At 61.0% G+C, this 25,539-nt stretch carries 27 protein-coding genes and 1 riboswitch; of the genes, 12 read left to right on the forward strand and 15 right to left on the reverse strand.

Going from position 1 to position 25,539, the window contains the following annotated elements; all coding sequences use genetic code 11:
* The 3 genes from cobA to RCO24_RS10600 all read left to right on the forward strand — a co-directional run bounded on the left by cobA (position 1) and on the right by RCO24_RS10600 (position 4,934).
* Positions 1 to 792 carry a uroporphyrinogen-III C-methyltransferase gene (gene cobA, locus RCO24_RS10590; RefSeq protein ID WP_308961912.1) on the forward strand — a complete coding sequence of 264 codons (792 nt, stop codon included), beginning with the start codon at positions 1 to 3 and terminating at the stop codon, positions 790 to 792.
* Entirely contained in the window at positions 789 to 2,117 is a 1,329-nt protein-coding gene (locus RCO24_RS10595; RefSeq protein WP_308961913.1) for a cobyrinate a,c-diamide synthase, read from the forward strand. Before cobA ends, RCO24_RS10595 begins: the two co-directional genes overlap by 4 nt.
* A gap of 83 nt (positions 2,118 to 2,200) precedes the next feature.
* Positions 2,201 to 2,413, forward strand: a riboswitch (cobalamin riboswitch).
* Positions 2,414 to 2,693: 280 nt separating this feature from the next.
* Entirely contained in the window at positions 2,694 to 4,934 is a 2,241-nt protein-coding gene (locus tag RCO24_RS10600; protein WP_308961914.1) for a TonB-dependent receptor, read from the forward strand.
* A gap of 46 nt (positions 4,935 to 4,980) precedes the next feature.
* On the opposite strand, the gene RCO24_RS10605 is transcribed toward RCO24_RS10600, so the two are convergent.
* The 11 genes from RCO24_RS10605 to RCO24_RS19255 all read right to left on the reverse strand — a co-directional run bounded on the left by RCO24_RS10605 (position 4,981) and on the right by RCO24_RS19255 (position 14,348).
* Positions 4,981 to 5,529, reverse strand: coding sequence for a DUF3299 domain-containing protein (locus RCO24_RS10605; protein ID WP_308961915.1), 549 nt, complete (start codon positions 5,527 to 5,529; stop codon positions 4,981 to 4,983).
* 75 nt (positions 5,530 to 5,604) lie between these two features.
* Entirely contained in the window at positions 5,605 to 6,864 is a 1,260-nt protein-coding gene (locus tag RCO24_RS10610; RefSeq protein ID WP_308961916.1) for an ABC transporter permease, read from the reverse strand.
* Complete coding sequence (locus RCO24_RS10615) at positions 6,861 to 7,628, reverse strand: ABC transporter ATP-binding protein (RefSeq protein WP_308961917.1); 768 nt, start codon at positions 7,626 to 7,628, stop codon at positions 6,861 to 6,863. The genes RCO24_RS10610 and RCO24_RS10615 overlap by 4 nt, the downstream gene beginning before the upstream one ends.
* On the reverse strand, positions 7,625 to 8,230 hold the full coding sequence (locus tag RCO24_RS10620; RefSeq protein WP_308961918.1) for a DUF2796 domain-containing protein: 606 nt from the start codon (positions 8,228 to 8,230) through the stop codon (positions 7,625 to 7,627). The genes RCO24_RS10615 and RCO24_RS10620 overlap by 4 nt, the downstream gene beginning before the upstream one ends.
* A gap of 131 nt (positions 8,231 to 8,361) precedes the next feature.
* Positions 8,362 to 8,730 (reverse strand): hypothetical protein, encoded by a 369-nt coding sequence (locus RCO24_RS10625; protein ID WP_308961920.1) that lies wholly within the window; start codon positions 8,728 to 8,730, stop codon positions 8,362 to 8,364.
* A 243-nt stretch (positions 8,731 to 8,973) separates the two neighbouring features.
* A complete protein-coding gene (locus RCO24_RS10630) occupies positions 8,974 to 9,816 on the reverse strand; it encodes an ABC transporter permease (RefSeq protein ID WP_308961921.1) in 843 nt (280 codons plus the stop codon).
* Entirely contained in the window at positions 9,813 to 10,997 is a 1,185-nt protein-coding gene (locus tag RCO24_RS10635) for an ABC transporter substrate-binding protein (RefSeq protein WP_308961923.1), read from the reverse strand. The genes RCO24_RS10630 and RCO24_RS10635 overlap by 4 nt, the downstream gene beginning before the upstream one ends.
* Before the next feature lie 22 nt (positions 10,998 to 11,019).
* A complete protein-coding gene (locus RCO24_RS10640) occupies positions 11,020 to 11,793 on the reverse strand; it encodes an ABC transporter ATP-binding protein (protein ID WP_308961924.1) in 774 nt (257 codons plus the stop codon).
* Positions 11,790 to 12,908: an acyl-CoA dehydrogenase family protein gene (locus RCO24_RS10645; protein ID WP_308961925.1), complete on the reverse strand. Its 1,119-nt coding sequence runs from the start codon at positions 12,906 to 12,908 to the stop codon at positions 11,790 to 11,792. The genes RCO24_RS10640 and RCO24_RS10645 overlap by 4 nt, the downstream gene beginning before the upstream one ends.
* Positions 12,905 to 13,477 carry a carboxymuconolactone decarboxylase family protein gene (locus RCO24_RS10650; RefSeq protein ID WP_308961926.1) on the reverse strand — a complete coding sequence of 191 codons (573 nt, stop codon included), beginning with the start codon at positions 13,475 to 13,477 and terminating at the stop codon, positions 12,905 to 12,907. Before RCO24_RS10650 ends, RCO24_RS10645 begins: the two co-directional genes overlap by 4 nt.
* A 274-nt stretch (positions 13,478 to 13,751) precedes the next feature.
* Entirely contained in the window at positions 13,752 to 14,348 is a 597-nt protein-coding gene (locus tag RCO24_RS19255) for a HutD family protein (RefSeq protein ID WP_374990942.1), read from the reverse strand.
* 229 nt (positions 14,349 to 14,577) lie between these two features.
* Here RCO24_RS19255 and RCO24_RS10655 point away from each other — a divergent pair, with 229 nt between their 5' ends.
* The 6 genes from RCO24_RS10655 (at position 14,578) to RCO24_RS10680 (ending at position 19,710) form a co-directional block, all read left to right on the forward strand.
* Positions 14,578 to 15,471: a branched-chain amino acid ABC transporter permease gene (locus RCO24_RS10655; RefSeq protein WP_308961928.1), complete on the forward strand. Its 894-nt coding sequence runs from the start codon at positions 14,578 to 14,580 to the stop codon at positions 15,469 to 15,471.
* On the forward strand, positions 15,468 to 16,517 hold the full coding sequence (locus tag RCO24_RS10660; RefSeq protein WP_308961929.1) for a branched-chain amino acid ABC transporter permease: 1,050 nt from the start codon (positions 15,468 to 15,470) through the stop codon (positions 16,515 to 16,517). Before RCO24_RS10655 ends, RCO24_RS10660 begins: the two co-directional genes overlap by 4 nt.
* Positions 16,518 to 16,521: 4 nt before the next feature.
* Positions 16,522 to 17,793, forward strand: coding sequence for an ABC transporter substrate-binding protein (locus RCO24_RS10665; protein ID WP_308961930.1), 1,272 nt, complete (start codon positions 16,522 to 16,524; stop codon positions 17,791 to 17,793).
* Between the two features lie 66 nt (positions 17,794 to 17,859).
* Positions 17,860 to 18,612: an ABC transporter ATP-binding protein gene (locus RCO24_RS10670; protein ID WP_308961931.1), complete on the forward strand. Its 753-nt coding sequence runs from the start codon at positions 17,860 to 17,862 to the stop codon at positions 18,610 to 18,612.
* Positions 18,612 to 19,316 carry an ABC transporter ATP-binding protein gene (locus RCO24_RS10675; protein WP_308961932.1) on the forward strand — a complete coding sequence of 235 codons (705 nt, stop codon included), beginning with the start codon at positions 18,612 to 18,614 and terminating at the stop codon, positions 19,314 to 19,316. Before RCO24_RS10670 ends, RCO24_RS10675 begins: the two co-directional genes overlap by 1 nt.
* 46 nt (positions 19,317 to 19,362) lie before the next feature.
* Positions 19,363 to 19,710, forward strand: a complete 348-nt coding sequence (locus RCO24_RS10680; protein WP_308961933.1) for a carboxymuconolactone decarboxylase family protein — start codon at positions 19,363 to 19,365, stop codon at positions 19,708 to 19,710.
* 95 nt (positions 19,711 to 19,805) lie between these two features.
* Here RCO24_RS10680 and RCO24_RS10685 read toward each other — a convergent pair whose 3' ends face one another.
* Positions 19,806 to 20,708 (reverse strand): LysR family transcriptional regulator, encoded by a 903-nt coding sequence (locus tag RCO24_RS10685; RefSeq protein WP_308961934.1) that lies wholly within the window; start codon positions 20,706 to 20,708, stop codon positions 19,806 to 19,808.
* 116 nt (positions 20,709 to 20,824) lie between these two features.
* On the opposite strand from RCO24_RS10685, the gene RCO24_RS10690 reads away from it, so the two are divergent.
* The 3 genes from RCO24_RS10690 to RCO24_RS10700 are packed head-to-tail and all read left to right on the forward strand — an operon-like array spanning position 20,825 to position 22,633.
* Positions 20,825 to 21,550: an SDR family oxidoreductase gene (locus RCO24_RS10690; RefSeq protein WP_308961935.1), complete on the forward strand. Its 726-nt coding sequence runs from the start codon at positions 20,825 to 20,827 to the stop codon at positions 21,548 to 21,550.
* Positions 21,544 to 22,029 carry a RidA family protein gene (locus RCO24_RS10695; protein WP_308961936.1) on the forward strand — a complete coding sequence of 162 codons (486 nt, stop codon included), beginning with the start codon at positions 21,544 to 21,546 and terminating at the stop codon, positions 22,027 to 22,029. The genes RCO24_RS10690 and RCO24_RS10695 overlap by 7 nt, the downstream gene beginning before the upstream one ends.
* Positions 22,030 to 22,075: 46 nt before the next feature.
* Positions 22,076 to 22,633: a cytochrome P460 family protein gene (locus RCO24_RS10700; RefSeq protein ID WP_308961937.1), complete on the forward strand. Its 558-nt coding sequence runs from the start codon at positions 22,076 to 22,078 to the stop codon at positions 22,631 to 22,633.
* A gap of 159 nt (positions 22,634 to 22,792) precedes the next feature.
* On the opposite strand, the gene RCO24_RS10705 is transcribed toward RCO24_RS10700, so the two are convergent.
* The 3 genes from RCO24_RS10705 to RCO24_RS10715 all read right to left on the reverse strand — a co-directional run bounded on the left by RCO24_RS10705 (position 22,793) and on the right by RCO24_RS10715 (position 25,237).
* On the reverse strand, positions 22,793 to 23,962 hold the full coding sequence (locus tag RCO24_RS10705) for a benzoate/H(+) symporter BenE family transporter (protein ID WP_308961938.1): 1,170 nt from the start codon (positions 23,960 to 23,962) through the stop codon (positions 22,793 to 22,795).
* 294 nt (positions 23,963 to 24,256) lie between these two features.
* A complete protein-coding gene (locus tag RCO24_RS10710; protein ID WP_308961939.1) occupies positions 24,257 to 24,691 on the reverse strand; it encodes an MgtC/SapB family protein in 435 nt (144 codons plus the stop codon).
* A gap of 165 nt (positions 24,692 to 24,856) precedes the next feature.
* Positions 24,857 to 25,237: a hypothetical protein gene (locus RCO24_RS10715; RefSeq protein WP_308961940.1), complete on the reverse strand. Its 381-nt coding sequence runs from the start codon at positions 25,235 to 25,237 to the stop codon at positions 24,857 to 24,859.
* Positions 25,238 to 25,539 lie beyond the last annotated feature (302 nt).

Consider the following 25,539-nt stretch of genomic DNA (forward strand, 5'->3'; position numbering starts at 1 on the left):
ATGCAGGATCTACCTGACAGTTTTCCGTCGTTTCCAGTATTCGCGCCGGGTGAAGTCTGGCTTGCGGGCGCAGGCCCCGGCGATCCGCGCCTTTTGACGCTGCTCGCGCTTCATGCGCTCCGCAATGCGGACGACGTCGTTCACGATGCGCTGGTCGATCCGCGCATTCTGGAGCTTGCGTCTAAGCGCGCGACGATCACGAACGCCGGTAAGCGGGGAGGCAAGCCGTCGCCGCACCAGACCGACATCAACGAGGTTCTGATCGCGCGGGCGCGGGATGGCCGTCGCGTGCTGCGTCTCAAGGGTGGCGATCCGTTCGTGTTCGGGCGCGGCGGGGAGGAAGCACTTGCACTCGCTGAAGCCGGCATTCGCTATCGCATCGTTCCGGGTTTGACCGCCGGGCTGGCTGGCGCGGCACATGCCGGCGTTCCCGCCACCACGCGCCTCAGCAATCACGCCGTCATTCTGATGACGGGGCACCGCGCCTTCGACACGGAGACGATGCGAGAGTTCGAGATCATGGCGGCCACCGGCCAGCCGATCATGCTCTATATGGCGATGTCGCGCCTTGCGGAGATCGCAGAGGCGTTCATCAGGGGCGGGCTCGCGCCGGATACGCCGGTCGCGATTGTCGAGCATGCGACGCTCGAGAGCGAAAGGGTCATCGACAGCCGGCTCGATACCGTCGCGGCAGACGCCATCGCGCATGGCTTCGGGCCACCTGCAATTGTCGTCGTGGGCTCGATTGCCGGATTGCGGCCAAGGATCGCTGCGGGGATGGCGACCGCATGACGTTGCAATTTCCGCCCGGCTTTATCGTTGCGGCCACGCATTCGGGCGCCGGCAAATCGACGGTGACGCTTGGCCTGCTCGCGGCCTTGAAGCGCCGTGGCCTGATCCCTCAGCCGTTCAAGACGGGGCCGGATTACATCGATCCCGGGCATCATCAGCTCGCGGCAGAGCGCCCTTGCTTCAATCTCGATACCTGGGCGATGCCGGCTCCCGCGCTTCGAACGTTGGTTGCCGACGCGTCCGTCGGTGCCGATGTCGCGGTTGCGGAAGGCGTCATGGGGTTGTTCGACGGCGTGGACGACGACGGCAAATCGGGCCGCGCTTCCACCGCCGATCTTGCGGCCCTGACCGGATGGCCGGTGGTGCTTGTCATCGACGTGCAAGGCCAGACGGAGACTGCGGCGGCGCTTGCGGCAGGATGCGCAAATTATCGCTCCGATGTTCGCGTTGCAGGTGTCATTCTCAATCGCGTGGCGGGCGCGCGGCATGCAGCGCTGATCCTGCCGGCGTTCGAGCGCCTCGGCATCAATGTGGTGGGGGCCATTCCGCGTCATAAGGGATTTGAGATTCCCGAGCGCCATCTCGGTCTGGTTCAGGCGGTCGAGATGGGGGAGACGGAGCGGCTGTCCGTATTGGCCGACGTGTTCTCGGACGCGATCGACATCGACGCTCTGCTTTCACTTGCGGCAAAGCCTTCGTTTTCCGATGCCGCTTCAACGCCTTTGGGGACGTCTCCTGGCCCTCCGGGTTCACGCATCGCGGTTGCTCAGGACGAGGCGTTTTCCTTCACCTACAATCATCTGCTTCTAAGCTGGCGCCGGCGCGGGGCCGAGATCATTCCGTTCTCGCCGCTTGCAGACGAGGCGCCCGATCCGGCGGCCGATGCCGTCTGGCTGCCAGGCGGCTATCCCGAGTTGCACGCCGGCAGGCTTGCGAACGCGTTTCGTTTCAAGGAGGGGGTCGCGCGTCTCGCCGCCAAATCCGTTCCCATTCATGGCGAGTGCGGAGGATACATGGTTCTGGGCGAGGGGCTCGTCGATGCGAACGGCGAGCGGCATCAAATGCTAGGATTGCTCAAGGCTGAGACGTCGTTTGCGGACCGGCGGCTGCATCTCGGCTATCGCGATGTCCGACTGCTCAGCGACTGCGTGCTGGGTGCGCAGGGGACGCAATGGGCTGGACATGAGTTCCACTATGCGACGCTTGTCTCCGATACAGGACCGGCGTTGTTCGACTGCCGCAATGCGGGCCAACAGGCGCGCCGTCCCTTGGGGTCGCGCATTGGCTCGGTGACCGGAAGCTTCGTACATCTGATCTGGGCCTGAAGATCCTGTGGCCGTTCTGCATCCCGGCCGGTGATGTCCTCGAGTCGAGACATTTCACTGTTGAACCTTCCACATTCCTGAGTGCACAGTGAAGGCGTGATGGTTCCGGCGCTTGATCATTCAAACGCCGGATTAATAGGGAACACGGTCAGACATCTGTCGAATCCGTGGCTGCGCCCGCAACTGTAGACGGCAAGCTTCTTTCGCAATGCCACTGGCGGCTTATGCTGCTGGGAAGGCCGACTGAAGTGCTTGAGCCGTGAGCCAGGAGACCTGCCGCCACAAGTCGCCCACCTGATGTGCGGGACGCGCAAAGGGACGGTCACTCGTAGTGGCGACTGATGTGCAACCGGATGGAAGCAGCTTCAGGTCGCCTCATGGGCAAAGTCTCGCGCAATTCAGAAAACCCGATTGTGGGTCAAGCTATCTGTATTTCGATACAGCGAGCGTTATTGCGTTCGGCTCGCCCACGTCAGTACGATTCCAAGCCGCTTCCCGTCCAAGGACCGCCGACGGGGACCTTCTGTGGAAACAACATTTCATCTTTCAAAACGCTTCTTTGATGCTTCTCTGAGATTGACCGCGTCCGTTTTCGTGCTGTCCGCAACTGCGGGCGGGGCGCAGGCGCAATCGTCGGATCCGCTGCCGCCTGTCGTTGTCGAAGGCGCCGCGCCGAAGAAGAAAGCCGCAAGCAAAAAGCCGGTAACACAGCCGGTGTCCGTGCAGGCTGTCGAAGCGCCTGCGGCAGTAAAGCCAGTCGATACAGGCACCGGCGGCGCGCCGAACGAGAGTTCTCCGGGGCCCAATCTCTCCACGAAGGGGACGAGTGGAAGCCGTCTCGGGCTGACGCCACTCGAGACGCCGGCCAGCGTGGATATCATTTCCGGAGAGACGGCACGCGAGCGCGGACAGTTTTCGACCGTGGACGCCGTGACGCAGAATGCGCCGGGGTTCAGCAGCGTCGCCATGCCCGTGCTCGGCAGCGCATTTGCCGCGCGCGGCTTCCAGGGCAACAACTCGGTCATGCAGCTTTATGACGGAACGCGGTTGTTTCCGGGAAGAGGCAGCATTTCGTTTCCATTCAACATGTGGTCGGTCGAGCGGATCGAGGTTCTGCACGGCCCAGCATCGGTGCTGTATGGAGATGGCGCTATCGGCGGCATCATCAACGTCATTCCGAAGAAGCCGATCACCGAGGGCATGTTCAACGAGGCGCAGATTTTCTTCGACAGCAACATGACGCGTCGCGCGTCCCTCGATAGCGGTGGTGCGATTTCCAAGGCTGTTTCCTATCGGTTCAACGTGAGCGCGGATGCGTCTGATGGGTGGGTCGATCGTGGCGAGTCCGATAACCTCGGGATTTCGGGAGCTCTGCGCTGGCAGGCGACATCGGATCTCGTGTTCACGCTTTCGCACGACTATGGCGATCAGGAACCGATGAAGTACTTCGGAACGCCCTACCGCAATGGTGTGTTCGACAAGCGGACGAAGGACAACAACTACAACGTGGCCAACGCCATGACCGAGTTTCGCGACAGCTGGGCCCAGTTCAAGACCGAGTGGAAGGCGAGCGATGCTCTGTCGTTCCGCAACGTGGCCTACATGCTCGATAGCCGGCGTGAGTTTCGCAACGCTGAGGATTACCTTTGGGGATACTCTGCTCCGAATCTCGTCGATCGAGAAGGTATCCATATTCGCCAGAAGCAGGAGCAAATCGGTAATCGCTCGGATGCGACTTTGCGGACCGGCTTTGGAGGAATTGGCAACGAGACCGTCGTCGGTTTTGACGTGAACCGGGCAAAGTTCGGCTACGCGAGCTATTTCGACATGGCCGCTCCTGTCGATCCTTACGATCCCATCCCCGGTACGTTCCCCGATCCCAATCGGCTCGTCCCGGGCTTCGCATCCGAGCTCGATCAGAAGTCGGTATTCGCGGAGAATAGGATCATCTTCAACGAGCATGTTTCTGTGGTCGGAGGCGTTCGCTGGGATTCGAGCACGTTGACCAGGGACGATCTGCAGGTTTCCGCCAACGGCTTCGAGAAAGAATTCAACTCGTTCAATTGGCGGGTCGGCGCAGTCATTACGCCGGTACGAAATCTTGCGTTTTTTGGTCAGTATTCGGTTGCGACGGACCCTCTCGACGTTCCGCTGCTCGACTACGCGAAAGATATTTCGAATCTCAAGCAGACCAGTGGTCGTCAATATGAAATCGGCGTAAAGCAATCTCTGTTCAACGGAGCGTTCGAGTGGTCGCTTGCGGCCTATGACATCGTCAAAACCGATCTGCTTGTCCGCGACTACAGCACGTTCCCCGCGGGTCTCCTTCAGATTGGGCAGCAGTCTTCGCGGGGCGTCGAAGCGACGGTGGGTCTCGAGCTTGGGCGCGGTTGGCGTGTGGATGCGAACGGCGCTTTGCTGAAAGCTCAGTACGACGAGTTTTCGTACATCGATTTCAGCACGTTCGAGATGGTCGACCACTCAGGAAATGTTCCGCTCTTGGTGCCTGAGAAAACGGCCAACATTTGGTTGACGTGGGATTTTGCGGCAGGCTGGCGGGCGAGTGCTGGCTTGCAGTACGTCGGAGAGGCGTTCGCAAACCACGCGAATACAATCGAGCGGCCGGCCTATACCGTCACGAACGTTGGCCTTCAATGGAAGCCGACGGACAGGGCAACCCTCGACTTCAGGATCAAGAACGTGTTCGACGAAGTCTATGCGCCTTACGTTCGTTCGTATCCCTATGACGACAATATGGTTCAAGGCTGGATTGCGCCGCCGCGCACGTTCGAAGCTGCGCTAGGCGTCAAATTCTAAGTCTGGTGGAATGGTAGCGTGTTCACGCCCTGACCTCCTGCCGAGGTCAGGGCGTGATGCGTTCGATTTCGTCGGCTTCGATGCTGTAGCCCGCATCGGCGAGGCCCGTGAAAGCGGTTTCGGTCTTGAGTGTTCCAGTGACCTTCACAGGGTCGAACGAGCCCGAGATCTCGATGCCGCGTGCGGATTTCACGTAAATGATCTGGTTTGCGGGTGGTGGCGGGACGTGAATGCATGCGCCCACGAACGGGACAAGCAAAAACTCCTTGATGCTCGTCGCCTCGAAATCCAGCGGCACCACGTAGCCGCCGATCTGCACGTTTTTGCCGTTGAGCTCGGCCACGACGGCCGGCGGCGTGCCTGCTCCGGGCTGTCGCCGCTTCATCGACATGAACTTGCCTTCCGGTAGTGGCGGCGGCGCAGGTTCGCCGTTGTCGCTTTTGCTCGGTACGCCAGAGAAGAAGGTTCGCGAACTCGGCGCCGCGGGGGCTTTCGCGGGAACGAGCTGAGCCCACTTGAGCGCGAGTGGCGCGTCCGCCGCGCCGGCTCCTCCGCAGACGAGGAAGAGGGCCGCGAGACCCGCGGCGAAGGTCATTGAAGTAGATCGCGTCACGTCTCTCGGTTCCCTTTGGTTCTCTAGACCATGATTTCTTTTCTTTGCGATCATGGTCTAGGTGCGGATCATCATGCCGTCCGCGACTGACAGGCGGTAGGCCCTGAGAGCGGGCAGCACGGACGCCACGACGCCAGCGAGGACGATCGCGGCCAGGATGGTCAGATCCGACGTGGAAGGCAGGCCGATGTTCACATCCAGACCATAGGCGCGATCGATCACGGGGCGAAGAGCGTACAGAGATATGTAAAGAAGAAGAGTCCCCAGGATCACGCCCGCGAGCGTCAGCAGCGTGCCTTCTACGACGAGCAGGCCAAGAATGGTCGTGGGCCGGGCTCCGACGGACCGCAGGATCGCCATTTCGCGGCGCCGCTCGTTGAGGGACGTCAGGATCGTCGTGACCATGCCGAGCAACGCGGTTGCGACCACCATGGCGGAAATGATCGAGAGAGCTGTTTCGGCCGTCGAAACCAAGCCCCACAGCTCCTGCAGGGCGGCTCCGGGAATGATCGCCGACAACGGTTCCTCGCTGTAGTCGTTGATGGCGCGTTGCATGCGGAATGTCGCGAGCTTCGACTTCAGGCCCACGAACGCGGCAGTTATTGCTTTCGGTGCGAGCTGCATCTTGCGCACGTCGTCGGCTGAAACGCTTTCTCCCGGCGCGGGCATGCCGTTCTGCCAGTCGACGTGGATCGCCTCGATCGCCTCGAGGCTCACGTGCAACGTCTTGTCGACTGGCGTTCCTGTTTTGGCGAGGATGCCGGACACGCGGAACGGCTTGTCCTCATGCTCGACGAACGACACGCTACCGACGCCATGGGCGACGACAACGCGATCGCCGACCTTATAGCCGAGCGCGGTCGCGACATCGGCGCCGATCACGACGTCGAACAGATCGTTGAATTGTGCACCGGCGGCGAACGCGAGTGGCTGGCCGCGGCGGTATTTATAGCGGGCGAAGTATTCGGGCGTGGTGCCGAGAACGCGGAAACCGCGATGGCTGTCCCCTAGCGAGATTGGCACGATCCAATCGACATCGGGTTGCTCGGCGATGTCCTGATAGCTTTTCCAGGTGACGTTGTTGGTGGCGTTGCCGATCCGGAATACGGAGTAGAGTAGCAGTTGGAGAGAGCCGCTGCGCGCTCCGACGATGAGATCCGTGCCGGAGATGGTGTCGGCGAAGCTCTGACGGGCGCCGGTTCGAACCTTCTCAACGCCGAGCAGCAGCATGACGCTGATGGCGATCCCGAGCACGGTCAGCACGGCGGTGAGGGAGCGATTGCGCAAGGATTGAAGGGCGAGACGCGGAATGATCATGCGGTCGCCCTTTCCGCCACGGCGATATCATCGAACCGAACGACGCTATCGAAGCGGCTGCCGAGGGTCTCGTCGTGGCTGACCATGATGAGAGCCGATCCCGCGGCGGAAACCTCTGAAAATAGCAGGTCCAGGAACGCGATCTGTCGGTCCCGGTCGAGAGCCGAGGTCGGCTCGTCAGCGATGATGATCTCGGGGCGGCCAATCAGGGCGCGTGCGGCTGCAACGCGCTGCTGCTGGCCGACGCTCAAGCGGGAGGCGGGAACGTCCCGGTAATTCGCTTCGCCGAGCCCGAGGCTCGTCAGAAGACGTTGTGCCTCGGCTTCGACGCTTCCCTTCTCCTCGGCTCGCGCTCGCCGCTTTGCCGAGAAGCTCAGAGGCAGCACGACGTTGTCGATAACGGAGCCATAGGGCAGCAGGTTGAACATCTGGAAAATGATGCCGAAGTGCTCGGCGCGAAAGCGATCTCGCGCGGCGGAGGATAGCGTCGACGTGTCGGTGCCGAGGATTTCGACGCGGCCTTCATTGGGAGTGACGATTCCGGCGAGCAGGCTCAGGAACGTCGATTTGCCGGAGCCGGAGGGCCCGACGATCAGCATTCTCTTTGCGGGCGGAAGCACGAAATCCTGGATCGCAAGGGAAAAGGCGCTCGGCCCTTTCCACGTAAAGCGAAGGTCCGCCATCTTTACGATGGCGGGGTCCGATCCAATGTGTGCGTGCGACTGCTCGGCGCGCCGAGGCTCAACGGTTGGCAACGAACTCATATGGCGCCTGCGAGATCCAGTACTGGCTTCTCACGTGTGACCTCAAACTTGTTCTGGGCTTTCTCGGTCACGACGCTGACGTCCAGTTCCTTGGCTCCTGCGAATGCCTTGAAATAGTCGAACGCGATCGAGGTGATGTTCTCGGGCTTGGCGCATTCGAGGGCGTACGTCACGTGGAAGGCGTTGTGAGCGCTTTTGCCGTCGTGATCATGGCCGTCCTTGTCGCCGTGGTCGTGATCATGGGCGTCGGCTTTTTCGTCTTTGCCGTGCGCGTGCTCACCTCCGGATTCCAGTTCGACCTTGGCATCCGAGAGCTTGCATTCGGCGGCAGCGGGAATCTTGAACAGAGCCAGCGGATCGGTGAGCTGCGCTTTTGCTTTCGCGAGGGCTGCCTTCTGCTCGGCGCTTTCGGCGCTGTGCTCGAAGCCGACGATATCCATGCCGGGGGCTTCCAACTCGATCGACACACGCGTCTTCTCGACGGCAATGTTCAACGTGCCGTGGCCGTGGACATGGGCGCCAAGCTCGCGATGTTCTTCGTGGGCAAACGACGGCGCAGCAGCGGCAACGCTGAGGACAACAACAAGAGTGCTTGCTTTCATTGGTTTCACCATGGGTCGCAATTCGATTGATCGCGGCGTTCGCATCCGTCCTGGAGCGGTAGCCGTACGGAAACTGGAGAGGACAGCCAATACCCCCTGCGCATCATGCCATGGGGGTATTTCCGGCTGTGTCAGGCAAAGCGATCGTGCGGGGGACCGCGGGCGTCAAAGGAGGACGTGGCGAGATCGGGCATGGCATCGACGTCGTGGCCGATCAGCACGTCTGAGAGATGCAAGGCCATGCTCGGCATGGATACCGGTTGCGGGAGATCCGATGCGCCGAGAAGATTTATTGCGGCACAGATGACGCAATCTGAATGCTCGGGCAATCCCGGCAGGCAAGTCTTGGAGGCGGGCGCGAAGAATGTGTGAGCTTGAAGGCCGACGCGCGCGTGAGAGACGGGGCCGGCGTGCACATGGCCGAATACGGCGGTGAACTGAACCGCCAGCGCGAGCAGAGCCAAATATCTGAGACCTTGGCGACGCCTCAAGAGGCGCATTCCCGGAACTCCCGAATCCTCGAGCCGATATGAACGGTGAAGAAGGCCCGTGCGTGGCGGAGCGGCAGAGCGCGCTTCGCCGAGACCCGCGCGCCCGCACCTTGCCGCATGCCCTCGGCGAAACAAAGCGGCCAGCGCGTCTCGGATATTATAACATGTAGAGTGGTTCGATTGAGGCGAACAAGTGTGTTCTGAAATATTTATATTTTTCAGATATTTACGTGGCGCCCCGGGGTTGGCGCGTCAGGCTGACGATCCCGGTAGCCAGCGCCGATGTAGGGCACGGGCGGCAGCGTCGAGCAGAAAGCCCAGGAAGCCGATCACGATCACCATCGCCATCAGCTCGGAATAGGCGAGGCGGTCTCGGGTATCGAGGACCATGTAACCGAGGCCGGCCGAGACACCCAGCATCTCGCACGGCACCAGCACGATCCAAAGGATGCCGATGGCAAGCCGCACGCCGGTGAGGACATGCCCGACCACGCCGGGGATCACCACGTGGATCAGATTCTCCCAGGGCGTGGCGCAGAGGCTTTTCGACAGCGTGAGCCAGGCCGGATCGAGATGACGGACGCCGGCAGCGGTGTTGAGCAGGATCGGCCAGACGGCGGCGAACGTCAGCAGGAAGTAAATCGGATAGTCGCCGACGCCGAGCAGCATGACCGCGATCGGCATCCACGACAGAGGCGAGATCATGCGCAGGAATTGAAAGGCCGGGGAGGTCGCGGCTTCGACTGTCTTGTTAAGGCCAACGATAAGGCCGAGTGGAACGCCGATCGCCAGCGCGAGCGCGAGGCCGACCAGGATGCGCTTCAAGCTGACGCCGATATGGAGCGGCAGGTCGGAGCTTGCCAGAAGAACGAGCAAGCTCTCGAACGTCGCTCCGGGAGCAAAGCGTGCGGCAAGTCCGCCCTCCGGCGCCAGGAGGGCGGTTGCGATCCACCAAACGAGCACGATGGCGCCGATGCCGGCAAAGCCCTGCACGAAGCGAGCCGTCAAGAGGCGGCCGAGCAGAGTTCCGCGCTCTGCCGGCTGCCTCCGATGGGTTGCGTTCGTTGTCGCGATGCCGCCGGCCACTTCGCTCACGTGACGATCACTTCCTTTCGCTCGAAGCCGTCCGGAAGGCCGAACGCGGCGAGGCCGCCGTTGGCCAGCACGGCCTTCTTGACGAAGCTGTCATCGACGAGATCCTTGGCGGCGAACGCGGGATCGAGCGCTTCGAGGAAGCCCTTGTCGCCTTCGATTAGCGTGCGCTTCAGGAGCTTCACCAGCTCTTCGGTGTAGCTCGGGTAGGGATAGGGCTGGAAGTCGATGCGGCTTTCGTTCCAGTCCTTGTGGACGATCGCGCCGGAAGCCAGGTAGTCGGTGAGGTCGGTCTTCTCGGGCGCAAGCACTTTCTTCAGGACTTCGACGGTATGCGGCGTGTACTTGTTGGCACCGTCCTTCGAGAGCAGCTTCGCGGTTTCGACGCGGTTGGCGCGAGTCCAGACCTGGGCCTTCACTACCGCATTGACGATCTTCTGCGACCACTCGGCACGCTGGCTCAAGTCGCGCTCATGCAGCAGCACCACACAGCAGGCGTGATCCTTCCAGACGTCTCCGGTAAAGCGCAGAACCTTGCCGACTCCGAGCGCTTCGCCCGCGGCGTTGAACGGCTCGGCGACGATGTAGCCAGCGATGGTCTTGGCGGCGAGGGCCGGTACCATGTCCGGCGGCGCCAGGATGACGAGGTTGACCTCGTTCGGAGCCGGGTTGTCCTTCTTGGAAACAGGTGTCAGTCCGTTGGCGCGCAGGAGCTCCTGCAGCACGACGTTGTGGATCGAGTACCAGAACGGAATGGCGACGGTCTTGCCGCCCAGGTCCTTCACCGAGTTGATGTCCTTGGCAACGGTGAGCGCGGAGCCTGCGGTGTGGTTCCAAGCCACGATCTTGGCCGGAACCTTGCTGCTGTAGCGAGCCCAGACGGCGATCGGCGACAGGACGTGGACGACGTTGACCTGACCGGAGATGAAGGCTTCGACCAGCTGCGCCCAGCTCCTGAGCAGAACGGGCTTCTCGGCCTTGATGCCTTCGGCTTCGAAATAGCCGTTGGCGTGGGCGACGAGCAGCGGCGTCGCATCGGTGATCGGGAGATAACCGATCTTCACCGGCTCGTCCGGCGCCTGGGCGCGGGCTTCGAAGCTTTTCAGAAACGGCAGCGCGCCGCCTGCGGTGAGCAGGGCGGAGAGCTTCATGAGGTCGCGTCGCGAGAAGAATTCGTCGTTCATGTTGGGTCCCCTAGATGCGTTTTTAGTGATGACGAACTACGGCCTTGTGCAACGCCTGGACGATGTCGATGCGGATCCGACCCAACTCGGCCACGCTATCGTCTCGGGGTTGCGGAAGTTCGATTTTCCATTGGGCAAGCTGACGCGCCGGAGCGCCGCCGAGCAGCACGATGCGATCGGACAGGAGAAGCGCCTCGTCGATGTCGTGGGTGACGAGCACCGTGGCGGTGCGGAAGTCGCGGACGACCGTCAACAACAGGCGCTGCATGTCGGCGCGCGTGATTTCGTCGAGCGCGCCGAATGGCTCGTCAAGGAGAAGAACCTGCGGTTGGCGCGCGAGGCAGCGTGCGAGGGCGGCCCGTTGCGCCATGCCACCCGACAACTCCGCCGGTAGACGGTGGCGGGCGTGCTCGAGGCCGACGCGGCGGATTGCGGTTTCTATGCGCACGCGCCGGTCATCGGCTGCGAGGCGGGGTTGACGCTTGAAGCTCAAGCCGAAGCCGACGTTGCGCTCGAGCGTGAGCCAGGGCAGAAGCCCGGGGTTCTGGAAGGCGATCGCGACGCGTGGATGTACGCCTTCGATCGCGCTGCCTGCGACGGCGACGCGGCCTGCGCTGGGGCGCTGCAGGCCGGCAAGAACGCGGATCAAGCTCGATTTTCCGACGCCGCTCGGCCCGAGAATAGTGACGATCTCGCCGGCGTTGAGGGCAAGCCCGAAGTCAGCGAGAACCGGGCCGGAATTTCCGTACCCGAGCGTGATGCTATCGGCTTCAAGAAGCGGCGTCGCAAGAGTCATGCAAGCGCGCTTTCGATTGCCGGCGCGGATGTCTTGGCCGCTGCCAGAGCGGTCTTGAGCTGGACGAGGCTAGGCGTGACCACCGGTATGAACGCGGCTTCGCGCCATCTCCGGGCGAAGCTTTTGCCTGGACCGGCGAGATAGGCACGGCCGCCGGATGCCTGCAACTCGAGACCGACGGCGGCTTCGGTGATTTCGGCCAGCACAATGCGGATACGGAACAGGGATGCCGGGTCCGCCAGGAAGCGGTGGTTCTTCAATCCCTCGAACAGGGCACGCTCCTCGACTGCGAGGGATGCTGTCAGCTCCGCAATCGGATGGGCTAGCACGTGGCGACCCGCGCCTGCGGCGGCGCTGGCTTCGTGAAGCGCGCGACGCGCCAAGCCGATGGACATGCCGCATTGCATGCCGAGAAAGGCCGGGCGCACCTGTTTCAGCCAAGCATGCGCTTCATTGCTGATCACGTCATCGGCGGTGAGCCGCGTATTCGAGATCGTGATTGCCGCCGTGTTGGAAGCGCGCAGCGCGAACAAGTCGAGATCGGGCGAGCGCGCGACGCCTGGCGCATTCGAGGGAAGCGACACGATCAACGCACTGCCATTCTCATGAGAAACGGCAGCGGCTACGTGAAAGCCTTCGGGGCGGAGGTTGGTGACCCAGGGCAGTTTTCCATCGAGGACGAGATCCGCCTCTTCCGCGCGCGCCGTGATCTGCAGCTCCTCGAGCCCAGCCAGGAACTTCATTGCGTTCGAGAGGCCCGTGGCTCCGGCGATCCGGCCCGCCACAAGCTCAGGCAGCAGGCGCTCGCGGAGCCCCACGTTGTCGCTCTGGAGCAGATATTCGGTGTAAGTGCGATGCCCCCACAGCACGAAGCCGGCTGCGAGCGACAGGGACGAAACTTCGGCAATGGCCGTGACGGCGTCGGTGAGATCGCCGCCGGTCCCGCCGATAGATTGCGGGATTCCAACACGTGTGAGGCCGCCTTGAGCGAGGGCGGGTAGAATCGCCGCTGGAGGCTCTGTGCCGGTATCGAGCCCGTGAGCGGCCTCCTCCAGCCACTCCGCGGTGGCGGGATCGAGGTGTTGTCTGCCAGGATGTGCGGGGCTCGCGCTCATTCCGCAACGGCGGCGAGCGTGCCGTTCCAGCGATAGGGTTCGAGCTGCGGATTGAGAGACGGCTGGCCGAGGTTGTTGGCGAAGTTGCACAGTGTTGCGAGGCTGACACCCAGCACGACTTCAAGCGCGGCTTGGTCGTTGAAGCCGGCGCTCTTGAAGCTCGCAAGCGCTTCGTCACTGACGGCGCCGCGGCTTGCAATTACTGCGGATGTGAAGGCGGCGACGGCCGCGAGCTTCGGGTCCGATGGGGGCGCCAGCGAACGGAACGCTTCGACGGTTTCTTCGTCGAGGCGGGCCTTCTTGTAGGCGATGGCGGTGTGACCGGCGACGCAGAACCCGCAGCCGTGAGTCGCTGCTGCTGTGATCTGCACAGCTTCGCGTTCGGCGAGAGTCAGAGAGCTTTTCGCGTTGATGCCCGAAACAGTCAGATAGGTTTCGAGCGCGACTGGGGCGTTGGCTAGAACGCCCAGCAGGTTCGGCAAATAGCCGTTGTTTTTCTCGGCTGCCGCGAGCGCGTCCTTGGCTTCTACGGGAGCACTTTCGACTGTTTGAAGAGGAAGGCGCGACATCGGTCCCCACGTTTTGCGGTGATTTTCCGATCACATGTATTAGGGGCGTGAATGTCGCGCAAGGTGTTATAAGTATTGCATTTTTTGTGATTTAGAACCGGGATCTCCAAGGTGCGTCCGACGCCGTTGTTCCAATCCTCCGGCGCTCGGTTTCGTAGTTGTCGCGCGCGGTGACGGAGCGGGTTCAGGAAATTTTTCAATCAATTTTTTCCGGGTCGCGTGGGTTGGCCAGGACAGCACCGGAAGCGTTGCGGGTTCCGGCGCGCTGCGTGTCTCATGCGATCGGGGAGAGGATAGCTGCGAACACGCGTGCGCCTGCTGCTCCTCGTGTGACTTGAACGGTCCAATCTCCGGCGCCTTCCAGACATGCGGCGTCGCCTTCGTCGAGTTCGATCGTCTGCGTTTCCATGCCGACAGAAGCGGACCCTTCGAGAGCAAAGAGCAACGCGACGTCACCATCGGCGGAAAGCGAGCGTTTTTGGCGGTCCCCAATCACCGAAACGTCGGCACGAAGCGCGACGCGGGAAAAAAGCAAATTGAGGACCCGGCTCGGTCCGGACTTCACAGTGCAATCCGTTGCGGCGTCTCCAGGAAACGAGGTGGGAACGAACGGTCGCTCTATGAGCAGATCCTTCTGTCCCGCAACGGAAAGGTGGAACCCAGGACCCTCGAGCAGGGTGAGCACGCGATCGATGCCCGGCAGAAAGGAGAAGGGAACAGATCGCTCGATCAGAGCGGTCGAAAATTGCCATTGGCAGTGAGGCGGAGCAGAGCCTGCGGGCGCGTTTGCAATCGTCCATGAGATGCCAGCCGCGTTCGGCCAGCGCCCTGGCACAAAGGCAGATTTCCGTATTTTCGTTCCGTCCGTCATTTCCCCTCCGCACGGCTTGCGACCCGCCGCAGCGCCTTATCTTTGGTCAACCTATTTTCTCGCGATCCGTCCAGATAAAAAATAACTCCATTTTTCTGAATAAGAATATTCCCGAAATGCATCGGCCGGCTGATGGAATATTCAAATATCGAATGCACTATTTATTATTTCGTGTCGCGCCTCCCATTTCATAAAAGCACCCCACACTGAGAAGCGTGTCGGGGGACACATGACATTAGAGATGTTCGCGACCGTGGCGCTCAACGGCCTGACGGTCGCGGCGCTCTATTTCATTGTCGCCATTGGCTTCTCGCTGATCTTCGGTCTGATGCGCACCGTCAACATGGCGCATGGCACTTTGTTTCTGGTCGGCGCCTATGCCGGTGTGGCGGTGTTCTACCCTCTCTACGATCAGGGATTTTCGTACGCCTGGATTGTAGCTCTCGCTGCCGGTATCGCCGGCGCAGCCGTGTTCGGCGTTCTGCTCCAGGTGACGTTGCTTGGATGGATGCAGGGGCAAGAGCTGCGCCAGACCCTGGTCACCATCGGCATCTCCATCATCGCTGCCGACCAGTTGCTTGCGATCTTCGGCGGAAACAGCCAGCAGTTCTTTCCGCCCGATGCGCTGTTCGGATCGGTTTCGGTCCCGCTGGTTCAGACCGGGCATTATTCGACCTTCCGTCTGTTCCAGATCGCGGTAGCGGCGGCCGTCGGCGTCGGGCTGTGGCTCATTTTGCACAAGACGAAGCTCGGCATCATCGTGCGGGCCGGCGTTGACGATCGCGCCATGCTGTCGGCGTGTGGTGTCAATGTCGCACTGGTGTCTGTTCTCGTGTTCGCGATCGGCGCAGCACTCGCCGGCCTGGCTGGTGTCGTCGGCGGAACCGCTCAGCCGTTCGGGCAGGAGAAGGATGTCCAGTTCCTGCTGACATCGCTCGTCGTCGTCATCGTCGGCGGAATGGGGTCGCTGCCAGGGACTGCGCTCGGTGCGTTGCTGGTCGGGATGGCGGAGCAGTTCGGTCAATCGCTGTTTCCGACCTATTCGGTGATGTTCACCCTGCTGTTGATGGTGATCGTTCTGGCGATCAGGCCCCAGGGGCTTCTGGGCAAGAGGCTCACATGAGTACCGGAAACGCCCTTCGCTCTTCGAGCGCGCTGGTAACGGTCTCTGTTCTCGCGGTGTTGGTCGCGCTGCCGTTCGTGCTCACGGAGTTCTGGACGACGAACATCCTCGTGCGCGCGATGGTGTATGGGATCGTCGCCTTGTCGCTGACATTTCTGGCCTACTACGGCGGACTGCTGTCGCTTGCACAGATGGTCGTGGCTGGCGTCGCGGGCTATACCATCGCCGTGTCGGTTCCCGGCGCCATCCCCGAAAACTCGCTTCAGATCCCTTATTCGCTGGCCATTCCGCTTGCCGTTGTACTTGCGACGGTCAGCGGGTTGCTGATCGGGGCCATCGCGGTGCGTACGCGGGAGATCTATCTCCTGATGATCACGCTCGCGATCGCGGTCAGTTTCTACTTCTTCGTCCAAGCCAACGTCGAATACCTGAACGGCTACGAGGGTATCCGCAATGTTCTGGGCCCGGATATCTTCGGCGTTCCGCTGAGAACGCCGTACGTCTTTTACTTCGTGGCGCTGGCGACCTCTTTTGCGCTCTACGCGTTGGTTCTCTACGTCAGTGGGTCGCAGTTTGGGCTCGTCTTGCAGGGTATCCGGGACAATCCGCGGCGACTTTCGGCGCTTGGATACAATGTCGCCCATCACCGGATCGCAGCTTTCGGCGTTGCCGGTTTCATCGCCGGGATCGGCGGCGTTCTGATCACGATCTACAACATCGGGATCTCTCCCGGAACTGTCTCGACCCACTCGACGATCAGCATCTTGATCATGTCCGTCATTGGCGGATTGGGACATCCGATCGGTGCGTTCATCGGAGCGGTGATCTTTACGATCATCGATACGTTTGCCGCAGACCTCTACGACCGCGACCGCTTCAACACGCTTATCGGCGTCGTGTTTCTCGCCATCGTCGTGGCCTCCCCGGACGGTGTGACCGGACTTGCAAAACGTGCGGGAGACCTCCTGCGCGGCCTGCGTCTCATCGCACCCGGAGCGGTTGCTGCCGACCCAACTCTTCAAGCCAACGTACCTTCAAAGGATTGAGACCATGACCATCAAGCCCAACAGACGACAAGTTCTGCAAGGCGCCGCTGCTGTCGCAGGAACGGCAGTTTTTGCGCCCGCCATTCACGCCAACCCGGCCCCGATCAAGCTCGGTACGCTCGCTTCGCTCGAGGGGCCGCTCGCTATCAACGGGCAGGATGCGTACCGCGTCGTCGAACTTCTGCTCGAGGAAGCCAACTACACGGCAGGCGGCCGCAAGATCGAGTGGATCCGCGAATCTTCGAATGCGAAGCCGGACGTGGCGCTCGCCCGTACGCGCAAGCTCGTCGAGCAGGATGGCTCCGACATCGTTCTTGGGCCGCTGTCGGGAGCCGAGGGTATCGCGGTGCGCGACTATTCGCGCACCGTTCCCACGAAGACCTTCATCAACGGTTCGTCTGCGTCGCAGGATAACACGCTGCGCAATTCGTCGGAAAATTACTTCCGCTTCAGCACAGACGGCACCCAGTGGACCGCCGGGCTCGGCGAGTATGCCAAGAATACGCTCAAGATCGACGAGGTTACCGTCGTCGCGTCCGACTACGCATTCCCCTACTCTCAGGTGTTCGGCTTCAGCCTGGAGTACACGCGCGCTGGCGGCAAACTCAACTATCTGTGGACCCCGTTCGGAACCTCCGACTACACCTCGCTGATTGCGCAGATCCCAAAATCGTCGGGCGCGCTCTACGTCGTGTACGGCGGATCCGACGGTCTGGCCTTCCTGACCCAGTACGCCCAGGCTGGCGGTTCGCTGCCGCTTCTCGGCGGCACGCTGCTGGCGGATCAGACGCTGTTTGCCGCGCGTGGCCCGCATCGGAAGGTTCTCGAAGGGACCGTTTCGGCCGGTCCGATCGGCGATTACTACGAGAACGACGTGTGGAAGGATTTCCTGGCCCGCTACACCAAGCGGTGGAGCAAGGATATCGGCCAGCAAACGCCGGGCACACTTGCTTTTGCCTACTCGGTCAACCTCCAGGCCACGCTGCTGGCGCTGAAGGCCGTCGACGGCGATCTCAGCAACGACCAGGCTGCGTTCCGCGAGGCGCTGAAGAAGCTCGAGTTCAAGAACTACATCGACGCCCACGTGAAGCTCGACCACAACCGGCAGGCCATCTCCGACAACTTCCTCAACAAGGTCGAGGTGCGTGACGGTCGTCTGCAGACCGTGGTGTTCAAGAAAATTCCGAGCGTGAATCAGACGCTCGGCTTCCCCGAGGACAAGTACATCGCGCTTGGCGCGCCCTCCCGGAACAACCCCGGCAACGTGCAGATCTAACGCAAGCCGAAGCATCCTTGTCGCGAAGGGGCCAACCCGTTGGCCCCTTCGTTTTTGGAGTGTCCCGTGACATCACGTCTTCCCGCGATAGAACTGAGCAAGGTCAGCCGCCGGTTCGGTGCATTGAAAGCTGTCGACGATGTCACGCTTTCGGTGGCCGAGGGTGAGAGGCGGGTGATCCTCGGGCCTAACGGTGCCGGCAAGACGACGCTGTTCAACGTCGTATGCGGGGACTATGCGCCGACTTCCGGCCGCATTGCCTTCTTCGGGCAGGACATCACGGCGCTTCCTCCCTATGCGCGAGCCCGCCGGGGGATCGGCCGTACCTATCAGAACTCGCTGCTGTTCAACGGCCTCGATGTTCTCGAGAACCTCTATCTCGCGGTGCGGGGTGTGAAACCGAGACGTTTTTCCTTCTTGCGTCCTTCGCGGGATGATCCGCACGTCAAGGCTGCCCGCGACATCGCGGATCGCATGCGGCTCAGCCACAAGCTTCACGTGACCGTCGACGATCTTTCGCATGGTCAGCGCCGCCAGCTGGAAGTCGGCATGGCGCTCGCGTCCGATCCGAAGCTTTTGATGCTCGACGAGCCGGCAGCCGGCCTTTCGCCGGGAGATAGGCCGGAGCTTCTTCGGCTGCTGAGGGAGCTGCCGCGAAGCCTCACCCTCATACTCATCGAGCACGACATGGATATCGCGCTGCCGGTCGCCGATCTCGTCACGCTCATGAAAGACGGTTCCGTGGTGATCGAGAGCACGCCCGACAAGGTCGAGCACGATCCGGCGGTCCAGGCTATTTATCTCGGAGAGGCGGTCTGATGCTTTCGGTTCGTGATCTCCGGGTCAGTTTCGGTCATGCCGAAATCCTGCAGGGTGTTTCGCTCGATGTCGGCGACGAACCTTTCGCCGTCGCGGGGCGCAACGGGATGGGCAAGACCACCCTCTGCTACGCCATCATGGGCATGGTCCCGGTTCAAAGCGGCGGTGTGGTCTTCGACGGAGCATCGATCGAGGGCAAGAGCCCGACCCGCGTCTCGCGCAGCGGCATTGCCATCGTTCCCCAGGGGCGGCGCGTGTTTCCCTCGCTGACGGTGGATGAACATTTGCGCCTCGTCAGCCGTGGCAAGAACGCCGCCTGGAGTATCGAGCGCGTCTACGACACATTCCCGCGCCTCGCAGAGCGCAAGGGCAACGGAGGCTCGCAGCTCTCGGGCGGCGAGCAGCAGATGCTCGCGATCTCGCGCGCTCTTCTGCTCAATCCCAAGCTGATTATCATGGACGAGCCGTCGGAAGGTTTGGCCCCGGTTCTGGTCGATCATCTGATCGAGGTTTTGAAGAAGCTCGCCAACGAGAAGATCGGGCTCTTGCTCGTCGAGCAGAACTTGCGAGTCGCTACGTCGGTTGCTTCCAATGTGGCGATCATGTTGAGCGGGCGTATTGCGGCGACGGTTCCCGCTTCCCAGCTCAGCGCAGACGAAGCTCTGCAGCGCAGATATCTCGGCGTCAGCACTGGCTCGCACTGATGTACTGACGCCCTTAGGCTACGCCACCAACACGGAGATCCGCGACATGTCGCTCGATTGGAAGCGCCACCTGACCGAAGCCTTCGACAACATCAAAAAGCTCGGCTTGCTGAGCCCGCAGACACTCTCCGGCTACAAGGCGCTGCACGCGGCCGGCGCCGAGACCAATCACCTGTCGACCAAGACACGCGAGCTCATCTGTATTGCCGTGGCCGTCACCACGCGCTGCGACACCTGTATCGCCAATCACGTCGAGAAAGCCATCGCGGCCGGTGCGACGCAGGAGGAGATCGCGGAAGCGCTGGGCGTGGCGGTTGCCATGAACGCCGGTGCGGCACTTGCCTATTCCGCCCGCGCGATCGAGGCCTACACTTCGTTCTCGGAAAAGTTATAAAGGGCGAGGACGGGGGATGCCCGCGCGGGTGCTGAAAGGGTTTGATGTCTTTTGCATCCAGCGGGTGAACGGTCACGCGGCTAGGGCCGAAGTAGTCATCCCAACGGGAGCCACAGCGGGCTCTTCCAGGCCTGCAACTCTTCGAGGAAGACCTGCAGCTTGGCCGGCACAAAACGACGCGTCGGATAGACCGCGTGAATGAAGATCTCCGGCGAGGCCCACTCCGGGAGAACGCGGACAATCTCTCGGCGCTTGATCGGCTCGTCGCAGTAGGTCGACGGCAGTAGACCGATGCCGTGCCCTTTGTAGGTGAACGCGCTTACGGACTGGAAATCACGACTTGAGAGCGGACCCGATACCTGCAGCTTCACGGATTTTCGACCGCTGACGAGGTGCCATTCGGCCTCGTTGTTGCGTCCGTTAAGCAGAACGCAATGGTGATCGATCAGATCCTCTGGTTTGGCCGGCAGAGTCCGTTTCTTGAGGTAGGCGGGCGAGGCAACAAGGTAGCGAACACTCCGCCCGATCCGCTTGGCGATGATCGAAGAATCCTTGAGGTCCCCGAAGCGGATCGCGACATCGACGTTCTCCGCGATCAAATCGACGAACTGGTTGCTGATTGAAAGGTCGAGGCGGAGCCCCGGATACTTCTTCAGAAACTGGGACAGAAACTCGTAGAACGGTTCCTGCCCGAAGATCACTGGCACGGAGACCCGCATGAGGCCCTCCGGCATTTTCTGCGTGCGAGTGAGCGCGCCTTCGGCTTCGGAAAGCTGAGACAGCGGCTCGCTGCACTGATCGAAGTAAGCGCGTCCCTGCGCCGTCAGGCTGAGCTTGCGCGTGGTGCGCTGAAGCAACGTGACGCCAAGCTGATCCTCGAGCGAAGTAACTCTGCGACTGACCGTCGACACCGGCATGGCGAGCGCGCGTGCGGCGCGCGTGAAGCTCTCGAGCTGCGCCACCTTCACGAAGACAGCAATGTCATTCAGATCCGCCATGATCAGATTTTTGCATAAATGGAAAATAGAATACAGATATTTTCGTATTATCGATAAATCGGTTCCGGCGTACTTCCTTGGGCACAGACAAATCAACTCAGCCAAGGGAGGCGAACATGGAACGGAACAAGACAATCCTGATCACCGGCGCGTCGCAGGGCATTGGGGCAGGGCTGGTCAATGCCTTTATCCAGCGGGGCTACAATGTGGTTGCCACATCACGCAGCGTCAGCCGTTCGGCGGAAATCAAGGCATCGAGCCGGCTTGCGCTGGTCGACGGCGACATCGGCGATCGGGCCACTACTCAACAGGTGGCGGACACCGCCATCAAGACCTTCGGATCCATCGATGCCGTGGTTAACAATGCGGGCATTTTCGTCGCCAAAGCCTTCGTCGACTACACTGCTGAGGATTTCAGGACGGTTACAGCGACCAATGTGGACGGCTTTATCCATCTGACGCAGCTTGCGGTTCGCCAAATGCTCGCTCAGAAATCCGGCGGCAGCATCGTCAGTATAACGACATCGCTTGTCGATCATCCGATTGCGGGCTTTAATGCGTCGGTATCAATGATCACCAAGGGCGGCATCGATGCCGCCTCTCGAAGCCTTGCGATGGAATACGCCAAGGACGGCATTCGGTTTAATACCGTTGCTCCTGGCATCGTCGATACGCCGCTTCACAAAGATAATCCGAAGGACTTTCTCAAGACCCTTTCACCCATGGCGAGCATCTCCACTGTTCAGGAGATCGTCGATGCGGTCGTTTTCCTCATCGAAGCTCCGCACATTACCGGGGAGGTGCTGCACGTCGATGGCGGCGCACATCTGGGCAAATGGTAGCGATCGATAGAGCGCCGGCTGGCGCACAACAGCGACTTGAGCAACTCGGTATCGTGCTGCCTTCGCCGCCGACGCCATTGGGCGCCTATGTCGAAGCGGTTCAGAGCGGCAACCTGGTTTTCTTCAGTGGAATGCTGCCGGTTGTCGCCGGAGTGCCGCAGTTTCTCGGACGCGTCGGCGGCGACCTAACCGTCGCGGCCGGCCGGCAGGCTGCCGTGACGGCCTGCCTCAATGCGCTTGCGGCAGCAAAGGAGTTCCTAGGCTCGCTCGACAGAGTGGCACGCATTCCCAAGCTCGGCGTGTACATCGCGACCGATGGCGACTTTCGCGACCACCCGAAAGTTGCGGACGGTGCGTCGGAATTGCTCGAGCAGGTTTTTGGCGCGGACAAACTCTCGACGCGGATCGTGCTCGGCGTCTCTAGCTTGCCTCTTGGCGTGCCGATCGAACTCGAACTCGTTCTCGAAGCCCAACACTGAGCCACTTCCCGTCTGTGTCCTTGTTTTTTTGTCAGGGAGTATTTCGATGAGGAAAATTCCGCACTGGCTTCTGGTTATTACGCCTGTCGTGCTGGCCGTTCTCGGTGGCAGAGCCATTTCCGCGCAAGACAAATACACGGTGCAAGTGCCCAACGGGCTCGCGTTCTCCGAGTTCAGGGGATACGAGACTTGGGAAGTCGTTGCTCTCAGTCACGCTGGCGATTTGATGGCAGTCATCGTTGCCAATCCCGCGATGATCGACGCCTACAAGGCCGGCATTCCCGGCAACGGCAAGCCTTTCCCGGACGGCGCCAAGATGGCCAAAATACATTGGAAGGCGAAAACGAACGAGGAGGCGCCTTCCCAACCGCAGGTGACGGGCGACCTGCACGATGTCGACTTCATGGTGAAGGATAGCAAGAGGTTCGCGGACAGCGGTGGATGGGGCTATGGGGCGTTCATGTATGACACCGTATCGGACGCTTTCAGGCCCTACACGTTGAATGACGAGCCGCCGCAGGATCAAGACGCGAAGTGCGGGTTCGCGTGCCACACGATCGTGGAAAAGAAGGACTACGTTTTCACGGCCTATGCTCGGAGATGACAGGAACGCCCTACGATCGCTGTCCGCGCTAGATTAACTGTCTCGGCTTCATGTTCGAGCCTAGTGGGCAGATGCGAACTTTGCGGCCTCGCTCACTTTCGCTTGTGGGACTTTCCGGTGATCGGCAGGGCGTGTTCGCGACACTGATCCGGCATTCGGTCAGGATTTGACGCGGGCGAATGACTTGGCGCCGATCGCCAGCAGGCCCGCGAGCAGGCCCCAGAACGTCGAACCGAGCCCGTACAAGGCCAAGCCCGATGCCGTGGCGAGGAAGGTTATGATGGCTGCGTCGCGTTGCTCCTTCTCCTGAAGCATGGCCTCAATCGCACCGAGCAAGGCGGGAATAAGCGCGATGCCTGTCAATGCCGCTATCAAAGGCGGAGGCAGCGCAAGAAAAACGCGAACAAGTAGCGGAGCGAGGGCCGCCAGCAGCAGATAGAAGCCGGCGTAGAGAGCCGCGACGAGCCATCTTTTATCGGCGTCGGGGTGGGCGTCATCGTTTATGCAGATCGCCGCAGTGATGGCCGCGAGGTTGATTCCGTGGGCGCCAAATGGCGCCGCCGCCAGGCTTGCAACTCCTGTCCCGAGCAGGAGCGGTCTCAATGCTGGCGCGTAGCCAGAAGTGCGAAGCACCGCCAGGCCGGGGAGGTTTTGCGAAACGAGGGTAACAAGAAATAGCGGGATCCCCAGGCCAAGTATCGATTGCAAGTCGAATACTGGCAGCGCTGGATCGAGGCGCCCAAACGTTGGGCCCGCCGGCATCGATGCGAGATCGCCCCGAGCAAGCGCGAGCAACAAGCCCGCGACTAGAACGAGCAGGAGTGCATAGATAGGCGCGCGTTGTCGCGCGATAAGGAAAACGGCGACCAGCGCCAGGACGAGACTGGGATCGACCGTTCCCAACGCGAATAAGCCAAGGCAAAACGGCAGCAGAACGCCCGCCAGCATCGCTGAAGCAATCGCGGTGGGAATTAGCTGCGCCAACCGCCCCAGGGCTGGGATGAGACCAAGCGCGATCATCATGAGCGCGGCTGCAATGAACACGCCGACAACGGCCGGCCAGGCTAGCCCTGGCGCTGTTGCAGCGAGCAAGGCCGCGCCCGGCGTCGACCATGCCAACACAATGGGTATACGCAGCGTGAAGGATAAGGCCGCTCCCGCCAACGCGATCCCGAGGCAAAGTGCGGTAACGGCGGATGTGGTTTGTTCGACATCGGCACCGAGGGTTCGCATCGCCTGCACGACAAGAGCAATTGTGCCGCCGAAGCCGACAAGCGTCGCGATCAGGGCAGAAGACCACGCCGTCGGAGGCGGGAGTTTCGCAAGCATGGTCGTTGTCCTGAAGTTCGGGCCGCTAACGCGAGAGAGGGGTTAGTTCACGGCGGGCCGAGAAGCACCGAGCGGGGATCAGTTGAACTTACGGCCAGTTGTGGACATTTGTCCGTGCAGACGGTTGGGCCAACTGCGGCTGGTTCAAATGCCCACCTGATGGGGTTGACCAGACGCTATGGCGACGAGGACGACGGTCGAGTGCGCAATCCTAAGCTCATGCGCGGGCGTCTGAAGAAAGTGATTACGAAAGGAGTAGGGACAGCAAGATGACTGCGCTGCGGCTTCTGCAGCTTACTCGTCTTGCTGACTTTCCCGCCACTTTCTGACATGCGGGATGCGCGGGACAACCACAGCATAGGCTGATGCAATGACTGCAATCACGTACCAGCCAACGCCAATCGCCATGCCGATGGCTGCAGCGAACCAGATCGCGGCTGCTGTGGTTAGATTTTTTACACTGTTGTTGTCACTTTTCAGGATCATACCAGCGCCAAGAAAGCCAACTCCGGAGACCACTTGGGCTGCAATTCGAGCGGGGCTGTTCGGGTCGGCGACGGTCGATATGAATGTGAACAAGCAGGCACCAGCCATAACGAAGCAGTGTGTGCTGATGCCAGCGGGCTTGTTGCGAAGCTCCCTCTCAACTCCGATCAAGGTGCCGAGCACCAAGCACAGCGTGAGCTTGACAGCGAACACGCCTTCGAATCCAGTCAGCCAACTTCCCATTAATATCCTTGGATGATGCTTGAGCGTCGCTCTCGGTGCCAAACTGAGCAAACGCATATCTCACAGTTAGAGCGGGCCGATTGCTCGACCCGCCGCTGTTCTTCGTTATGAACGGAATGAACGGATGAACCGGATGTGATTTATCCGAGGCCGCATGCGACAGCTTTAGTCTCTGGTGATTGCGAACACCGAGAAATCTTTGTCGAGTCGGAAGTCATACTGACCACTCTTGCATTTGACGTCTTCGGCCTCCAGAACGCCGGATCCTTCGCTTTCCTTCTCGTAAGTTCCCCCCTCGCATCCCCACTGCGCGATGGCGTCCCTAATTTTAGCGATTTCTGCATCTGTGGGCTTGTCGTCTGCGAATGCAGGCGAGACGAAGATGGCAGCTATTGCAACAAACAAGAGTGCTTTCATGGTGTTCTCGTTGGTTCGGTTGATGCCGCCCCTTCTTGGGAATTCCTCGCGCGCAGGGTATGGCTCGATGCCTGACAGGCGGCTGACAGCTTGCTCGGTTCGAACGGCCGAACTTTCCGACGAGCCCACGGGATTGGCCTTGGTGCTTCTATTTTTTCCACGAGGCCCACACTGTCCGAGACAGACCTGACATCACATCCTAACCCGCGGATATGCCGGCACGATTTCGCGTCGTCGCGAAATTCAACGATATCAATGAGATTGTTGGCTGTGGTGGCAGTCAGGAGCGAACTCGTCTCCGCGAATTCCCTGATATCGAGCGATTTACAGGGAATTTCGTCGATTTTTCTTCTTCGATGGGCTTGTGCGTTATCTCAAAAGCCCGCTGGCACGGCGATTCTCTAGGCAATTCCCTAGCAGCTTGAACAGGG

This window comes from Hyphomicrobium sp. LHD-15 (genome assembly GCF_031157355.1).
Taxonomy (GTDB): domain Bacteria; phylum Pseudomonadota; class Alphaproteobacteria; order Rhizobiales; family Hyphomicrobiaceae; genus Hyphomicrobium_C.

Bases quoted from the DNA above. Each gene is read 5' to 3' on its own strand.
- cobA (WP_308961912.1), top strand. From the start codon at position 1: ATGCAGGATCTACCTGACAGTTTTCCGTCGTTTCCAGTATTCGCGCCG.
- RCO24_RS10595 (WP_308961913.1), top strand. From the start codon at position 789: ATGACGTTGCAATTTCCGCCCGGCTTTATCGTTGCGGCCACGCATTCG.
- RCO24_RS10605 (WP_308961915.1), bottom strand. From the start codon at position 5,529: ATGACCTTCGCCGCGGGTCTCGCGGCCCTCTTCCTCGTCTGCGGAGGA.
- RCO24_RS10610 (WP_308961916.1), bottom strand. From the start codon at position 6,864: ATGATCATTCCGCGTCTCGCCCTTCAATCCTTGCGCAATCGCTCCCTC.
- RCO24_RS10615 (WP_308961917.1), bottom strand. From the start codon at position 7,628: ATGAGTTCGTTGCCAACCGTTGAGCCTCGGCGCGCCGAGCAGTCGCAC.
- RCO24_RS10620 (WP_308961918.1), bottom strand. From the start codon at position 8,230: ATGAAAGCAAGCACTCTTGTTGTTGTCCTCAGCGTTGCCGCTGCTGCG.
- RCO24_RS10625 (WP_308961920.1), bottom strand. From the start codon at position 8,730: ATGCGCCTCTTGAGGCGTCGCCAAGGTCTCAGATATTTGGCTCTGCTC.
- RCO24_RS10635 (WP_308961923.1), bottom strand. From the start codon at position 10,997: ATGAACGACGAATTCTTCTCGCGACGCGACCTCATGAAGCTCTCCGCC.
- RCO24_RS10640 (WP_308961924.1), bottom strand. From the start codon at position 11,793: ATGACTCTTGCGACGCCGCTTCTTGAAGCCGATAGCATCACGCTCGGG.
- RCO24_RS10645 (WP_308961925.1), bottom strand. From the start codon at position 12,908: ATGAGCGCGAGCCCCGCACATCCTGGCAGACAACACCTCGATCCCGCC.
- RCO24_RS10650 (WP_308961926.1), bottom strand. From the start codon at position 13,477: ATGTCGCGCCTTCCTCTTCAAACAGTCGAAAGTGCTCCCGTAGAAGCC.
- RCO24_RS19255 (WP_374990942.1), bottom strand. From the start codon at position 14,348: ATGACGGACGGAACGAAAATACGGAAATCTGCCTTTGTGCCAGGGCGC.
- RCO24_RS10655 (WP_308961928.1), top strand. From the start codon at position 14,578: ATGACATTAGAGATGTTCGCGACCGTGGCGCTCAACGGCCTGACGGTC.
- RCO24_RS10660 (WP_308961929.1), top strand. From the start codon at position 15,468: ATGAGTACCGGAAACGCCCTTCGCTCTTCGAGCGCGCTGGTAACGGTC.
- RCO24_RS10665 (WP_308961930.1), top strand. From the start codon at position 16,522: ATGACCATCAAGCCCAACAGACGACAAGTTCTGCAAGGCGCCGCTGCT.
- RCO24_RS10675 (WP_308961932.1), top strand. From the start codon at position 18,612: ATGCTTTCGGTTCGTGATCTCCGGGTCAGTTTCGGTCATGCCGAAATC.
- RCO24_RS10680 (WP_308961933.1), top strand. From the start codon at position 19,363: ATGTCGCTCGATTGGAAGCGCCACCTGACCGAAGCCTTCGACAACATC.
- RCO24_RS10685 (WP_308961934.1), bottom strand. From the start codon at position 20,708: ATGGCGGATCTGAATGACATTGCTGTCTTCGTGAAGGTGGCGCAGCTC.
- RCO24_RS10690 (WP_308961935.1), top strand. From the start codon at position 20,825: ATGGAACGGAACAAGACAATCCTGATCACCGGCGCGTCGCAGGGCATT.
- RCO24_RS10695 (WP_308961936.1), top strand. From the start codon at position 21,544: ATGGTAGCGATCGATAGAGCGCCGGCTGGCGCACAACAGCGACTTGAG.
- RCO24_RS10700 (WP_308961937.1), top strand. From the start codon at position 22,076: ATGAGGAAAATTCCGCACTGGCTTCTGGTTATTACGCCTGTCGTGCTG.
- RCO24_RS10705 (WP_308961938.1), bottom strand. From the start codon at position 23,962: ATGCTTGCGAAACTCCCGCCTCCGACGGCGTGGTCTTCTGCCCTGATC.
- RCO24_RS10710 (WP_308961939.1), bottom strand. From the start codon at position 24,691: ATGGGAAGTTGGCTGACTGGATTCGAAGGCGTGTTCGCTGTCAAGCTC.